Annotated in this window: 14 protein-coding genes; 7 read left to right on the top strand and 7 right to left on the bottom strand. The window is 52.0% G+C overall.

The window, feature by feature from the left end; translation table 11 throughout:
- Positions 1–14: 14 nt before the first annotated feature.
- From uhpT to rraB, 6 genes are all read right to left on the bottom strand, one after another.
- Entirely contained in the window at positions 15–1,406 is a 1,392-nt protein-coding gene (uhpT, locus tag GC128_RS02910) for a hexose-6-phosphate:phosphate antiporter (protein ID WP_151993022.1), read from the bottom strand.
- 138 nt (positions 1,407–1,544) lie between these two features.
- Positions 1,545–2,873 (bottom strand): MFS transporter, encoded by a 1,329-nt coding sequence (gene uhpC / locus GC128_RS02905; protein ID WP_064513986.1) that lies wholly within the window; start codon positions 2,871–2,873, stop codon positions 1,545–1,547.
- 9 nt (positions 2,874–2,882) lie between these two features.
- Entirely contained in the window at positions 2,883–4,385 is a 1,503-nt protein-coding gene (uhpB, locus tag GC128_RS02900) for a signal transduction histidine-protein kinase/phosphatase UhpB (RefSeq protein WP_151993021.1), read from the bottom strand.
- On the bottom strand, positions 4,385–4,975 hold the full coding sequence (uhpA, locus tag GC128_RS02895) for a transcriptional regulator UhpA (protein WP_151993020.1): 591 nt from the start codon (positions 4,973–4,975) through the stop codon (positions 4,385–4,387). Before uhpA ends, uhpB begins: the two co-directional genes overlap by 1 nt.
- Positions 4,976–5,088: 113 nt before the next feature.
- Positions 5,089–5,850 carry a tRNA isopentenyl-2-thiomethyl-A-37 hydroxylase MiaE gene (miaE, locus tag GC128_RS02890; RefSeq protein ID WP_151993019.1) on the bottom strand — a complete coding sequence of 254 codons (762 nt, stop codon included), beginning with the start codon at positions 5,848–5,850 and terminating at the stop codon, positions 5,089–5,091.
- A 56-nt stretch (positions 5,851–5,906) separates the two neighbouring features.
- Positions 5,907–6,335, bottom strand: a complete 429-nt coding sequence (gene rraB, locus GC128_RS02885) for a ribonuclease E inhibitor RraB (RefSeq protein ID WP_064513995.1) — start codon at positions 6,333–6,335, stop codon at positions 5,907–5,909.
- 99 nt (positions 6,336–6,434) lie between these two features.
- On the opposite strand from rraB, the gene argL reads away from it, so the two are divergent.
- Together argL and argF (GC128_RS02880) are read left to right on the top strand one after the other, a co-directional pair.
- The gene (gene argL / locus GC128_RS23270; protein ID WP_407643460.1) at positions 6,435–6,503 is read left to right on the top strand and encodes a putative translational regulatory protein ArgL; all 69 of its coding nucleotides are present in this window, start codon (positions 6,435–6,437) and stop codon (positions 6,501–6,503) included.
- Positions 6,500–7,504, top strand: coding sequence for an ornithine carbamoyltransferase (gene argF / locus GC128_RS02880; protein ID WP_151993018.1), 1,005 nt, complete (start codon positions 6,500–6,502; stop codon positions 7,502–7,504). Before argL ends, argF (GC128_RS02880) begins: the two co-directional genes overlap by 4 nt.
- A 46-nt stretch (positions 7,505–7,550) precedes the next feature.
- Here argF (GC128_RS02880) and GC128_RS02875 read toward each other — a convergent pair whose 3' ends face one another.
- Positions 7,551–8,003: a YhcH/YjgK/YiaL family protein gene (locus GC128_RS02875; RefSeq protein ID WP_151993017.1), complete on the bottom strand. Its 453-nt coding sequence runs from the start codon at positions 8,001–8,003 to the stop codon at positions 7,551–7,553.
- Between the two features lie 672 nt (positions 8,004–8,675).
- On the opposite strand from GC128_RS02875, the gene arcA reads away from it, so the two are divergent.
- The 5 genes from arcA (at position 8,676) to GC128_RS02850 (ending at position 14,033) form a co-directional block, all read left to right on the top strand.
- The gene (arcA, locus tag GC128_RS02870) at positions 8,676–9,896 is read left to right on the top strand and encodes an arginine deiminase (RefSeq protein ID WP_151993016.1); all 1,221 of its coding nucleotides are present in this window, start codon (positions 8,676–8,678) and stop codon (positions 9,894–9,896) included.
- Between the two features lie 16 nt (positions 9,897–9,912).
- Positions 9,913–10,827 carry a carbamate kinase gene (locus GC128_RS02865; protein ID WP_151993015.1) on the top strand — a complete coding sequence of 305 codons (915 nt, stop codon included), beginning with the start codon at positions 9,913–9,915 and terminating at the stop codon, positions 10,825–10,827.
- A 21-nt stretch (positions 10,828–10,848) separates the two neighbouring features.
- On the top strand, positions 10,849–11,853 hold the full coding sequence (gene argF, locus GC128_RS02860) for an ornithine carbamoyltransferase (RefSeq protein ID WP_151993014.1): 1,005 nt from the start codon (positions 10,849–10,851) through the stop codon (positions 11,851–11,853).
- A 74-nt stretch (positions 11,854–11,927) separates the two neighbouring features.
- Positions 11,928–13,397, top strand: a complete 1,470-nt coding sequence (arcD, locus tag GC128_RS02855; RefSeq protein WP_151993013.1) for an arginine-ornithine antiporter — start codon at positions 11,928–11,930, stop codon at positions 13,395–13,397.
- A 156-nt stretch (positions 13,398–13,553) separates the two neighbouring features.
- A complete protein-coding gene (locus GC128_RS02850) occupies positions 13,554–14,033 on the top strand; it encodes an arginine repressor (RefSeq protein WP_226811972.1) in 480 nt (159 codons plus the stop codon).
- The last annotated feature ends 128 nt before the right edge of the window (positions 14,034–14,161 follow it).

The raw sequence follows: 14,161 nt of genomic DNA, 5'->3' as shown, positions 1-14,161 counted from the left end.
AACCCTGCAACTTTTTATTGGGTCGCTAACTGTTGAATTCGCTTATCACGGCGGATTTTTCGCTCTTCCATCACCGCAACCATCGCCATCAGTACGATACAACAAATTGCCGCGGCATCCAGTGCTGCGAAAGTCCCTGCCCAGCCAGTCAGGCCAAAGATTGGCGTCCCGTCGGCAATCATCCCAAGCCCTAACTTAGCGAAGCTGTCGCCAATCAGATAGGCGAAAGTACCTTTGATGCCGTCAGCCGCACCGATAGCTTTTTTCGGAACGAAGCCCACTGCCGCCACACCAATCAGCAATTGTGGACCAAACACCAGGAAGCCCAGCGCGAACAGCGATGCCAGGTAGACATACTGGTTGCTGGCGTGCTGATAAACGCCAAGAGTCGCGATGATTAATGCCAGCGCAACGCAGGCCACCAGCGCACGACGACCATTCGCCAGATCCGACAACCAGCCCCACAGCAACGTGCCGACCAATGCCCCTACTTCAAACAGGGTAAAGCCCTGGATCGCCACTTCTTTGGAGAGCTTCAGCTCCTGGAAGGCATAAACAGTGGACCACTGGTCAATACCGATGCGCACCACGTAGAGGAAGATATTGGAGAAGCACAGTAGCCAAATAACTTTGTTCTTCAGCACGTACTCCACGAAGATTTGCCATTTGGTCATCGATTCGTCTTCGGTCTCTTTATCTTCTTCGCTGATTTCTTCGCTAAACAACTCTTCAGCTTTGCCCAGGCCGTAAGACTCAGGGGAGTCGCTGCCATAACGCAGGCCAATGAAGCCAACAACCAGCGCGATGATGGATGGGAAGATAAACATGCCAATGACGTGACCGTCGAACAGGACGTTCGCGCCAATTAGCGCCACGCCTGCTGCACCCGCACCGCCAAGGTTATGGGAGATATTCCACAGCCCCAGATAGGTTCCACGCTTGCGGCGCGGTGTCCATTTGGTGATGGTGGAGTAGCTGCACGAACCGCCCGCGCTCTGGAAAAAACCGCTCAGGGCGTAGAAGGCAATCATCATAAACAGGCTGACCGAGCCGGTCCCCATACTGGCGCTAAAGCCGAGCATACAGATAGCCGAGAGGATCAGCATAAACGGCAGGAACTGCTTGGTGTTTTTGCCATCTGCGTAGTAGGAAACCAGGGTTTTACCCACGCCGTAGGTGATGGAGAAGCCCAGGCCTATCATCCCCAGTTGCGTCATGCTCAACCCGTAAGTAGAGATCATGTCGTTCTGCGCAATGTTGAAGTTCTTACGGATCAGATACATGGTCAGGTAGCCAATAAAGACTACCAGGTAAGACTGCATGAACGGTTTGAACCACATCTTGCGCCGCACATCGAGCGGCAAATCCAGGGTCGGCTTGCGCACCTGATTTAATAAGGCCAGCATGGGTTACTCCTGATTTAAAAACCTGCGTGATAGCAGGCATTGTAAAAATCAGCAGCGGCTTTGGCCTGAGATGGCTTCCAGGAACAACCTGGAAAATTTCTTAGTTTTGCGCCATTCGAGGTAAAAAGGTGAGATGTATCACGCTTCGCTACGGACGCGTGGGGACTGGGCATTCAGGAACGGCAGCAACAGCAGCGCAGAAATGCCTGCCGCGATGGCAATAACCGCGAAGTAACCGTTCCAATGCCAGATATCGATCACACGCGCCAGCGGCCAGCCAGACAAAGATGCGCCAAGATAAGCGAATAGGCCAACAAAGCCGGTCGCGGCTCCCGCTGCCTCTTTGTGGGAACACTCCGCTGCCGCCATGCCGATAAGCATCTGCGGGCCAAACACAAAGAATCCTGTGGTGAAGAAACAGGCCGCCTGCATCACGTAGCTGGCAAACGGCATCAGCCATAGCGAGCCTACCGAGAGCAAAATCCCGGCGGCAAATATCAGGTTCATTGGCCCACGGTTGCCATTGAAGAGTTTGTCCGATCCCCAGCCTGCCACCAGTGCGCCGATAAACCCGCCCAGCTCAAACATCGTTACCGCCGAGTTCGCAGTGACCAAATCCACGCCCAGAGTCTCCGACATGTAGAGATTACCCCAGTCGTTGATCGCCGCCCGCACCACGTAAACCAGGACATAGCACAGTGACAGCAGCCAGATATAGGGATTCCCCAGTACGTATTTGTAGAGGATTTCCCGGCGAGTCAGCCCTGCGCCTTCCTGCTGTTGGGCGATTTCCAGTTCATCGTGCCGCCAGTCACCTATCGGCGGCAAGCCTACGGTTTGCGGGCGATCGCGCAGACGCCAGCAGAGAAATAACCCGGCCAGAATAGCCAGTGAACCGGCGATCATCATCCCGGCACGCCAGCCGTAATGCAGTGCCGCCGCGCCAACCACCATCGGGATTAGCGCCCCACCGACGTTATGCGCGGTGTTCCATACCGCCCACCAGCCACCGCGCTCGGTGCGGGAGTACCATGCCGTGAGCAAACGGGCGCATACCGGCGAACCCCAGCCCTGAAAAAAAGCATTCAGTACCCACAGCAACGCGAATGCCCAAAGGGAGGTGGAGAAACCAAAAAGAATGTTCACAACACCGGTAGCGATAAGCCCCAACCCCATAAAATAACGGGCGTTTGAGCGGTCACTGACGATGCCGGAGAAAAATTTCGACAGCCCATAAGTTATGTAAAACAGCGTAGCCAACAGGCCGATGTCGGTACGTGTCATCACGCCGCTGGCGAGGATTTCCGGCGCGGCGGCATTAAAGCTTTTACGGGTGAAGTAAAACAGCGCATAGCCCAGCCAGATGGTGATCAGAATGTGCCGACGCCAGTAGCTATAGCGCGCATCAATTTCAGCTTTATCGCTGACTGGCGTCGCCGCCGGTGGGGCTTTCAGGAAAGTGAACATCGTCAGTCCTTACGCGTATCGCAATGGCAAACTGACGCTGACGCGCGTGCCGTGAGTACAGGAAATAGTGAGGGTTCCGCCGAGCGCTGTAACCCGTTCACGCATACCTGCCAGGCCAAAACCTTGCTGCCCGGAGTCGGACGGCAGGCCGCTGCCGTCATCTTCAATCACCAACATCAGGCGCATGTCCTGCTGCCAGCCCTGGATCGTTACTGCGCTGGCACTGGCGTGTTTCACAATGTTGTTCAGCCCTTCCTGGCAGACGCGGAACAGCGTAACGCGCTGGCTTTCGCTCAGTAGCGGCTCGTCGATTTTCCAGTCGAGGTGGCTGACGATGCCACGGCTTTCCAGCTCCATTTCACGCATCAACGAACGAATCGCCTGTTCCAGAGATAAATCATCCAGCTGGCGTGGGCGCAGCCGTCCCAGCAGGCGGCGTACCGAATCATAAATCCCAAGGGACAACTGTTCGATATGCGCCCCACCCAATTTGACCCCTTCGTTACCCGGTGCCAGGCGCTGCACAATCCCCGCCTGGGTACGAATCGCGGTAATGGTCTGGCCGATATCGTCATGGAGTTCACGCGCCACTTCGCGCCGCACGCTCTCCTCGGTTTCCATCAGGCGTTCAGCAAGACGGCGATTGCGCGCAAGCTCAGTTTGCAGGGACTGGTTAAGTTCACGCAGGCGTTGGATCCCCGCGCCCAGCAACAGCCCGGTCAGGCTTTGTGCCAGCAACGAAAGCAGCAGATCCACCGGGTGATCGTGCCAGGTTTGGCTGGCGATCAGCGCAATGGCGTTCATCAACGTCGCGATCAGCGCACCCTGCCAGCCGTAATGCCAGGCCAGGGCGATAATCGGCAACGCCAGGCAAAATGGGGTAAAGCGGGAAAGTTCGGCTGGTAGTCCAAGTTGTAGCCACAAGCTGACCACAAACAGCAGCAGATACCAGATAAGGTGACGAGCACGCCAGTTCACCGGCTGTGAAACCAGTCCCGGCCCCAGCGGCTGCCAGACGGTACTGGTGAGGTAATGCCAGATAACCAGGCAGGTTGGGGCCAGGGTTAACCCGCCGGTCAGCGTGAGCAACAGCGCGTTCAGGGTCTCCTGCCCTTGCCCGAGCCACGGCAACGACTGTAATAGTGCGGCAGCAATCAGCGCCCCACCCTGAAGCAGCAAGGTGCGCCAGTCGCGCTGATGGCGGTAGCGGGAAATCAGCGCCACGGGCAGGAGAGTGAGCACTCCGCCGACCATTAACAACGGAAGATGCGCCAGTGCGACTTCCTGCGCCAGCCAGACGAGCATCAACCACTCCGCACCGAGCAATACGGGCCAGTAGCCACGCGGGCATTGCAGCATCAGCCCTAAACGCAGGCCAAAAGGAAACAGCAGCACGGCAAGATCAGGCCGTTCCACCAGGTGCAAGCTAATGCTCCACAGGCAAAACCAACTGGCCGTAAAGATAAAAAAGCTGGCGACGATGGAGATAAGCCGTGAGAAAAAAGGTTGCATCACCATCCGTCAAACAGGCGGTGAGCCAGCCCGACATCGTTACTGACGTCGAGTTTTTCCATCAGATTGGCGCGATGCACGTGAACCGTCTTAGGCGACAACCCAAGCTCGGTGGCAATCTCTTTCACCGCCATGCCCTGGGCCAGTTTTTCCGCCACCTGGCGCTCACGTTTGGTTAGCGGATCCTGCCGTCCGGCCGCCAGTTTAACGGCGATGTCTGGCGTCAGGTAGCAGCCACCCGTCGCCACCGTATGCACGGCGGCAATCAGCTCATCCGGGCTACAGCGCTTTGACAGAAAGCCGCGCGCGCCCGCGTTTAAAGCCTGCTCCACCAGTGCCGGGCTGTCGTGCACCGACAACATAATCGTCGCCATCCCTTTGGGTAGCTGGCTGAGCAGTTCCAGCCCGGAAATATCCGGCATCGAGATGTCGCAAATACACACATGCACGCCGCGCCCCGGCAGCCCGACCAGCGCTTCGCGCCCGGAGCCGAACTCAACCACAATCTGAAAATCCGGCTCCAGCCCCAACAGCTGTGCAAAGCCGGAGCGGACGATAAGGTGGTCGTCAATAAGGGCGATGGTTATCATGATACTTTCCAGGAAGGTAAAAACGCGCTTACCTTAGCGATAAGCGCGAAGCTGTTCAAGCCTTAAGCAATTCAAGGGAAGCCATAGGCAGGGGCAATTCACGAGCTTGCTGTTTAAAAGAAAGGTACGCCGCTGTGGAAACGAAACTCTTCGTCCGGGCTGCTAATTAATGCAGCTTCGACTTCGCCAAAGAAACGTACACGGTCACTGATATCCCCACCCGCAATCTGTTCTGCCAGCGCTAAATAATCCTGATAATGCCGCGCTTCCGAACGCAGCAGCGACAAATAGAATTTCTGTAGTTCATCATCCAGATGCGGTGCCAGAGCGGCGAAACGCTCACAGGATCGCGCCTCGATATATGCCCCACAAATCAGTTTATTCACCAGCATAACCGGCTCATGCGTTCGCGTTTGGCTCAGCAGCGCTTTGGCGTAACGGCTGGCGGTCATTTTCACGTAGGGAATATTGCGGGCGATCATGATCTCGCGCACCTGCCAAAAGTGGTGCAGCTCTTCTTTAATCAACAATACCATGCTGTCGATAAGTTGCTGGCCCCAGGCACTCTGCGTTTGCGGCATGACGTTCTTGCTCAGGGTTTTATGCAGCGCGACAAAATCAGGTTCGGCTCCCTCACGGAAAGCGAAATCTTCATAGGGTTTTAGCCAATCAAGTAAAAACTGCGCACTGCTTTTATCGGCAACATATTTGCGAATCAAAAACATCGCCGTTTGCGCAGCCTTGAGTTCGCACACCAGATGGTCAGTCAGCAGCAATGGCAAATGCTCCGGCTGGCGGGCTTTTTCAATCCATGCATCAGGCGTTGGGCAGTGCAGAAAATTCAGTACCGGGGAGAGGAGTTGAGGGTAGTTCATAATGGGGAGTTATCTTTCCTTGATGTGCAGCGGCAATCGCCGCTGCACAGAAGAGATTAGTGGCGTACGCCGTCGTCGTCTTCGTCGGCTAAATCTTCGTCGTCATCACCTTCTTCACCGTCTTCGCCATTCGGATCTTCGTAGTAAGTGCCCCAACCGTCATACTCCACACCGAATTTCTCAGCGAGGTTCAGCAGTTGTTCTACTTGCTCATCCAACAGCTCAGCTTTTAACGCACTTTCACTCAGCACATCACAGCAGATAACGGTATCACCCTCTTCCACTTCGAGCTCTTCCGGGTCAGTAACTTCGTAACCCATTTTGAAAGCTTCAACAGCTGCTTTTTCAAGAGTTTCGAAATCGTCTGCGGAAAGGTGATGCTCGATAGTATACAGCGCGTCAGGATCGCTGCCGTCTTCCAGTAATTCTTCAATAATCAAACGCGTTTCTTCGCGTTGCTCTTCGAGTAGTTCTGGATTTGCCATGGCCCTTTCCTCAATTTGTAGGCAGATACTTCTATTTTCACACACGGCTGAGTTTGCCTCCACCTTTCCCGATAAAGATTTATCCATCGGGGGTTGCAAATGAATATTCATACATATAAATTGAATATTAATTCAATAAATGGCTTATGCCATGCGAGGAAAATATGAGTCATTTCTATCAAAAGCATTTTCTTAAATTACTGGATTTCACTCCTGCACAGCTTCATGAATTACTTGCGCTTTCTGCCAAACTAAAAAACGAAAAGAAAAAAGGCACTGAAATTCAGCATCTTACTGGAAAAAACATCGCGCTCATCTTCGAAAAAGACTCGACTCGTACGAGGTGCTCTTTCGAAGTTGCCGCATTTGACCAGGGTGCTCGCGTCACTTATCTCGGCCCAAGCGGAAGCCAGATTGGGCATAAAGAATCAATTAAAGATACGGCGCGTGTACTAGGCCGTATGTATGACGGTATTCAGTATCGCGGGTTTGGTCAGGAAATCGTTGAAACACTGGCGCAGTTTGCCGGTGTACCGGTATGGAATGGGCTGACGAACGAGTTTCATCCTACGCAATTATTGGCCGACCTACTGACAATGCAGGAACAACTGCCTGGCAAAACCTTCCAGCAGATGACGCTGGTCTATGCGGGTGATGCGCGTAACAACATGGGCAATTCCATGCTCGAAGCCGCCGCACTTACCGGGCTGAATTTGCGCCTTGTGGCCCCAAAAGCATGCTGGCCTGATGAAAATCTGGTGGCAGAGTGCCAGGCTATGGCCGCTCACAACGGTGGGAAAATAACGCTGACTGAAGATGTTGCCGCAGGCGTTAAAGGAGCTGACTTCATTTATACCGATGTGTGGGTATCTATGGGTGAGGCCAAAGAGAAATGGGCCGAGCGTATTAACTTGCTGCGGGCTTATCAGGTTAATAGCGCGATGCTGGCGCTGACCGGCAATCCGCAGGTGAAATTCCTGCACTGCCTACCTGCTTTCCATGATGACCAAACCACGCTTGGCAAACAGATGGCGGAGCAATATGGCCTGCACGGCGGTATGGAAGTTACGGACGAGGTGTTTGAGTCGGCAAATAGCGTCGTGTTTGATCAGGCTGAAAACCGGATGCACACCATTAAAGCGGTGATGGTCGCGACACTTACGAAGTAACTACAGCCTTCCCTCTCCCATGGGAGAGGGTTACGGCAAAATTCCGTTATCCAACCAGCATCTTCACAACGACTTTACGCACGGTCGCAGGTTTCCCCACCGCGCACAAAGGTTTATGCACCTCACCTGGATAGAACACCACGAAATCCCCTTCATTTAACACGATGGTTTTTTCCTGCTCGCCTTCTGGCAGGAACGCGATGTCCTTATCCGCCAGCCAGTCAGTTTCCGGCGTACCAGCTGGCAGGCAGCTAAACGTCATACCTTCCAGACCGCGCATCACAATCTGGATATCCAGATAGCGCTGGTGGAACTCTGCCGGGCGCTCTGCAATGGGTTGCGTAGAGTCTTCAGAAACCAGCATAAACAGACGGTTGCCGTCGATATCATGCTTGCCTAATGGTGTTTCAGGCGTGATGTGCTGTTTAACGTGCTCAATCGCCTGACGCAGTTCTTCAGGAAGCCAGGATTGCAAAGAATGAATGTTGCCAATAATCATGATTTATACCTTTTTGAAACGATGTTTTATTACGGTATTTATACGAGCATTCACCTTTTGCCGCCATGAATTTTTTAAGAAAACCTGTGCTGGCGCATGTTTAGCTCAAAACATGTTACAGCTTTGTATCAGCCATGAGGTTTTTATGCATAAAAAAAGCATAACCTCAAAATAGATCCCGCTGAGATAGTTCGTAACCTTCTGTTTAAAAAACAAAATTATTTAAAACTAACCACCAGTCACATTTTAAACCTGGTAAATAAGCGCAAGTTTAGTCATAACTATTTTTTTTATTTTCCCATGCTGTGGATGAAAAATACGGCTTTATGCATAGTTATATTTAAATTTTAAAATAGAGATATATTTCAATAAGTTAAAAAACATCATTTTGGTTACCCAATAACATTGGGTTAACACTAATAAAATAGAATATGCATAATTTCGCGTAGTTATTCAGACTGATTTATGACTTTATTTATAATTCCATGACAGCTATCAATTAATTAACAGAGAATTAAAAAGTCCCTTGAGTGCGTGATTAAGCTCACATTAAATATCCCCCATGAAATTAATATACGCCTCGAATACATTTCGAAAGCCTATTTAAATTGCGGTAATAGTTAACTATTACCACTGATATTTTCATCTCAGGATTAATGCAAAGGAATAGTCATGGACAAGCACTATGTTGGTTCCGAAATTGGACAACTTCGCAGTGTAATGCTGCATCGCCCTAATCTGAGCCTGAAAAGACTCACCCCATCTAATTGCCAGGAATTATTATTCGACGACGTTTTATCTGTAGAACGCGCTGGCGAAGAACACGATATATTTGCTAATACATTACGCGGTGAGGGGGTTGAGGTTTTATTACTGACAGACCTTCTGACTCAAACGCTGGATGTCAGCGATGCCAAGGCCTGGCTGCTGGCAACACAGATTTCTGACTACCGCCTTGGCCCGGCATTTGCCTCCGATATTCGCAGCTGGCTTGCCGATATGCCACACCGCGAACTGGCACGCAGGCTGAGCGGCGGCCTGACTTATGGCGAAATTCCAACTTATATTCAAAATATGGTTGTCGATACCCATGAAGTCACCGACTTTATTATGAAACCGCTCCCTAACCATTTATTCACCCGCGATACTTCCTGCTGGATTTATAATGGCGTATCTATTAACCCAATGGCGAAAGCCGCACGCCAACGTGAAACAAATAACCTGCGAGCGATTTACCGTTGGCATCCAACATTTACCGACGGAAACTTTATTAAATATTATGGCGATGACAATATTAATTACGACCACGCAACATTAGAAGGTGGTGATGTATTAGTCATTGGTCGTGGTGCGGTATTAATTGGTTTGTCTGAACGCACCACTCCGCAAGGTGTCGAGTTCCTCGCTGAATCATTATTCAAACATCAACAAGCCACTCGCGTTATTGCCGTTGAACTGCCTAAACACCGCTCCTGTATGCACCTCGATACCGTGATGACACACATCGATATCGACACCTTCTCCGTTTACCCGGAAGTGGTCCGCAAAGACGCGCAGTGCTGGACATTAACCCCGGATGGCCGTGGCGGCATCAAACGCCACCAGGAGCCAAACCTGCTGCACGCCATCGAACAGGCGCTGGGTATTGATCAGGTCCGTTTAATCACCACTGGCGGTGATGCGTTTGAAGCGGAGCGTGAGCAATGGAATGACGCCAACAACGTGTTAACCGTGCGCCCGGGTGTGGTCATTGGCTATGAACGCAATATCTGGACCAACGAGAAGTACGACAAAGCGGGCATCAAAGTCTTGCCGATTCCTGGTGACGAGCTGGGTCGTGGTCGCGGTGGCGCACGCTGCATGAGTTGCCCGTTAGAACGCGACGGCATTTAATCCAGGGAGAGATGACATGGAACACAAACCGACACTGGTTGTAGCACTCGGCGGCAACGCGCTATTGAAACGCGGCGAGCCTCTGGAAGCGGAAATACAGCGTAAGAACATTGATTTAGCGGCTAAAACCATCGCGCAACTCACCTCCTCCTGGCGTGTCGTGCTGGTTCATGGAAATGGTCCGCAGGTCGGGTTACTGGCACTACAAAACAGTGCATATGAAAAAGTGACGCCATATCCGCTCGACATTCTTGGGGCCGAAAGCCAGGGAATGATTGGCTACATGCTACAGCAATCGCTGAAAAATCAGCTGCCAAACCGGGAAGTCAGCGTATTGCTGACTCAGGTAGAAGTGGACGCCAACGACCCCGCGTTCGAAAACCCAACGAAGTACATCGGCCCGGTGTATGACAAGGCGCAAGCCGACATGCTGGTTGCGGAAAAGGGCTGGACAGTTAAAGCCGACGGCCAGTATTTCCGCCGCGTAGTGCCATCCCCACAACCAAAACAGATTGTGGAAAGCGATGCGATCACAGCCCTTATTCAGCGCGATCACCTGGTGATTTGCAACGGTGGTGGCGGTGTTCCGGTAGTCGAAAAAGCCGACGGCTACCACGGTATCGAAGCGGTGATTGATAAAGATCTTTCCGCCGCATTGCTGGCGCGCCAGATCGAAGCCGATGCGCTGTTGATCCTCACCGATGCCGACGCCGTCTATCTCGATTGGGGCACACCAACTCAACGACCAATTTCTCATATTACGCCGCAGGAACTGGATGCCATGAAATTCGATGCAGGTTCGATGGGGCCGAAGGTCGCCGCCTGCAGCAAGTTCGTCGCCCAGTGCCACGGCATTGCCGGAATTGGTGCGCTCGAGGATGGCCCGGCAATTCTGGCGGGTGAGAAAGGTACGCTGATCCGTATTGCTTAATAATTTCAAAAGGATAAAAAAATGACTATCAATCTGAAAAACCGCAACTTTTTGAAACTGCTGGACTTCAAACCTGTAGAAATCCAGTACCTGATCGACTTGTCTCGCGAACTGAAAGCCGCCAAAAAAGCAGGTACTGAGAAGAAAACCCTGGTGGGCAAAAACATCGCGCTGATTTTCGAAAAAACCTCCACCCGCACGCGCTGCGCATTCGAAGTCGGCGCGTTCGATCAGGGTGCGCTGGTGACGTACCTCGGCCCAAGCGGCTCGCAAATCGGCCATAAAGAATCCATGAAAGATACTGCCCGCGTTTTAGGCCGCATGTACGACGGCATTGAATACCGCGGCTACGGCCAGGATATCGTCGAAGAACTGGGCGAGTACGCAGGTGTTCCGGTGTGGAACGGTCTGACCAATGAATATCACCCGACTCAAATTCTCGCGGATTTGATGACCATGCTTGAGCACGCGCCGGACAAAAAACTTCAGGATATCGCCTTCGCTTATCTGGGTGATGCTCGCAATAACATGGGCAACTCCCTGATGGTGGGTGCTGCGAAAATGGGTATGGATATTCGCCTGGTCGCGCCAAAAGCCTTCTGGCCTGAACCTGCCCTGGTTGAGCAATGCCGCGCGATTGCTAAAGAAACCGGTGGTCGCATCATGTTGACCGATAGCGTCGAAGAAGGTGTGGCAGGCGTTGATTTCCTCTACACCGATGTGTGGGTTTCTATGGGCGAGCCTAAAGAAGCCTGGGCTGAGCGCGTCAGTATCATGACCCCCTATCAGGTTAACCAAAATGTCATCAACGCCACTGGCAACCCGAATGTGAAATTCATGCACTGCCTGCCAGCCTTCCATAACGAACACACCAAAGTCGGTAAAGAAATCGAGCAGGAATACGGCCTGAAAGGGCTGGAAGTGACTGAAGAAGTCTTTGAATCAGCGCATTCAATTGTCTTTGATGAAGCCGAAAACCGTATGCATACGATTAAAGCCGTCATGGTTGCCACGCTCGGAGAGTAATTCGCACTGGCGGCGGGGATGCCCTCGCCGCCCCCGTGCATTCATGCTGCATCCCACAGCAAGAGGAAAGGAAAATGGCCGATGCTACCCACGGAGATGTCGCCGAGACATCCACAACAAAAGAAACAAAATTAGGGCTTAGCGCGCTGGTTGCGCTGGTAATTGGTTCAATGATTGGCGGTGGGGTATTCAGCCTGCCGCAAAACTTTGGCTCCGTCGCCTCACCGGGCGCGTTACTCATTGGTTGGGTAATTACCGGAGTCGGGATGTTATGTCTCGCCTTTATCTATCAAAACCTCAGCTCCCGTTGTCCGGAACTTGAAGGGGGCGTCTATAGCTACGCTCGCGCTGGATTTGGCGATTTCATCGGCTTCCAGTCCGCATGGGGATACTGGTTCTCCGCCTGGCTGGGCAACGTTTCCTACGCGGTATTACTGTTTAGCGCGATGAGCTTTTTCATCCCGGTATTCGGCGATGGTAATAACCTGCCGTCGATAATCGGCGCATCTATAGTGCTGTGGCTGGTACACGCACTGGTCCTGCGCGGCGTACGTGAAGCGGCTTACATCAACACGATCCTCACCGTCGTCAAAGTGGTTATCCTGCTGGTGTTTATCGTTGCGGTGTTGATAGCCTTTAAGATCGGTGTCTTCACAGCCGACTTCTGGGGCCGCATGATGCTCGTCAACGGCACCGCGCCTGAGCTGTTTGATCAGGTGAAAAATACTATGCTGGTGACCACATGGGTGTTTATCGGTATTGAAGGGGCGACCGTCGTTTCTGCTCGTGCCGCAAATCGTAGCGATATCGGTAAGGCTACAGTGATTGGTTTGCTGGGCGCACTGGCAATCTATGTGCTGGTCAGCGTGCTGTCGATGGGGATTTTGGATCAGGCGTCACTTGCCGGGCTGAGAAACCCTTCTATGGCCGGTGTGCTGGAGAGTGTGGTTGGGCCATGGGGTGCTAAATTTGTTGCCGGTGGCGTTATTCTTTCAGTTGCAGGTGCCCTGCTCGCCTGGACGCTTTTTGCCGCAGAACTGCCTCGCGTTGCCGCCAAAGACGGGATCTTCCCGAAAATCTTCGCCAGGGAGAACGCCAGACATTCACCTTCGTTCTCATTGTGGATAACCAACGGCCTGATCCAGTTATTCCTGATTCTCACTCTGTTCTACCAGGCGGGTTATCAGGCGCTGTTCTCTATCGCAACCGCCGCCATTCTGCCGCCGTACCTGTTTAGCGCCGCCTATGGGCTGAAGTTGGCCTGGACGGGCGAACGCTATGCGAAAGGAGAATCACGCACCAGCGGTTTGATACTCGGCGTTATCGCCACCGTTTACGGTTTCTGGCTTTGCTACGCCGCTGGCGACTCAATGCTACTGAGTTCGTTGCTATTCACCCCAGGGCTTGTGGTCTTCCTGTGGCAGAAGAAACAGCAAGGGCAACAAATGCTGAAGGGTTATGAATGGGCAATCGCTGCAGCAATTCTACTGTTAGCGGCCTGGACGTTAAAACTGGTTGTTTCCGGCTCAATACAGATTACTTGATATGTTTAACGCCCCTTATGGGGCGTTAAATTCTTTAAAAATAACAATTTGCAACATTTATTATTGATAAACCTTGAAAAATCCGATCAACCGAACAGTTTAAATTTATAAGCGGCGTAAATTAGTCGCCTGATAAATCAAGGAATGGTGAATGCAATGAGCGTATCCCACGCCCCCTCGGAGAAGGATCATAATCAGCTAACACTCTGCCAAAGACTCATTGTCCATAAAAGCTATCAATCGCAAGAAGAACTGCGCCGCGATATGCAGCTCCACGGATTTGAAAACATTAGTCAGTCTACGGTGTCCCGTCTGCTGAAATTGCTTGGCGTTATCAAAATACGTAACGCCAAAGGTCAGAAAATTTATGCATTAAATCCGCAATCTCAACCCGCACCGGATGCAGCACGTTCAATAGCGGAGATGGTAATTAGCGTCGAGCATAATGCTGAGTTTGTCATGATTCATGCCGTTCATGGATACGGGCGGGCCATAGCAAGAATTCTCGATTATCGTGCCGTGCCAGAAATTTTAGGCGTAGTAGCGGGCAGCAGCATTGTATGGATTGCACCACGCGAGGTACAAAAAACCGCACAGGTCCATCGGCGAGTTATGCAAACCCTTGGATTACATTAGAGTCGGATAAATATTCACAGCAACCGATTGCTAATGACCAAAATATGTGAATTTATCCCTTGAAGTGTCCTCCCACATGCGTATAATGCGCCACAATTTGCCGGAGGAAGCATGGTCCAGTGTGTTCA

Source organism: Buttiauxella massiliensis (genome assembly GCF_902500225.1).
GTDB classification, from domain to species: Bacteria; Pseudomonadota; Gammaproteobacteria; order Enterobacterales; family Enterobacteriaceae; genus Buttiauxella; species Buttiauxella massiliensis.
Note: the sequence above shows the minus strand (reverse complement) of the source record. Positions and strands in the feature narration are given on the sequence as shown.

Excerpts from the sequence above, each read along its gene's own strand:
- uhpT (WP_151993022.1), bottom strand. The coding sequence starts at position 1,406 with ATGCTGGCCTTATTAAATCAGGTGCGCAAGCCGACCCTGGATTTGCCG.
- uhpC (WP_064513986.1), bottom strand. The coding sequence starts at position 2,873 with ATGTTCACTTTCCTGAAAGCCCCACCGGCGGCGACGCCAGTCAGCGAT.
- uhpB (WP_151993021.1), bottom strand. The coding sequence starts at position 4,385 with ATGCAACCTTTTTTCTCACGGCTTATCTCCATCGTCGCCAGCTTTTTT.
- uhpA (WP_151993020.1), bottom strand. The coding sequence starts at position 4,975 with ATGATAACCATCGCCCTTATTGACGACCACCTTATCGTCCGCTCCGGC.
- miaE (WP_151993019.1), bottom strand. The coding sequence starts at position 5,850 with ATGAACTACCCTCAACTCCTCTCCCCGGTACTGAATTTTCTGCACTGC.
- rraB (WP_064513995.1), bottom strand. The coding sequence starts at position 6,335 with ATGGCAAATCCAGAACTACTCGAAGAGCAACGCGAAGAAACGCGTTTG.
- argF (WP_151993018.1), top strand. The coding sequence starts at position 6,500 with ATGAGTCATTTCTATCAAAAGCATTTTCTTAAATTACTGGATTTCACT.
- GC128_RS02875 (WP_151993017.1), bottom strand. The coding sequence starts at position 8,003 with ATGATTATTGGCAACATTCATTCTTTGCAATCCTGGCTTCCTGAAGAA.
- arcA (WP_151993016.1), top strand. The coding sequence starts at position 8,676 with ATGGACAAGCACTATGTTGGTTCCGAAATTGGACAACTTCGCAGTGTA.
- GC128_RS02865 (WP_151993015.1), top strand. The coding sequence starts at position 9,913 with ATGGAACACAAACCGACACTGGTTGTAGCACTCGGCGGCAACGCGCTA.
- argF (WP_151993014.1), top strand. The coding sequence starts at position 10,849 with ATGACTATCAATCTGAAAAACCGCAACTTTTTGAAACTGCTGGACTTC.
- arcD (WP_151993013.1), top strand. The coding sequence starts at position 11,928 with ATGGCCGATGCTACCCACGGAGATGTCGCCGAGACATCCACAACAAAA.
- GC128_RS02850 (WP_226811972.1), top strand. The coding sequence starts at position 13,554 with ATGAGCGTATCCCACGCCCCCTCGGAGAAGGATCATAATCAGCTAACA.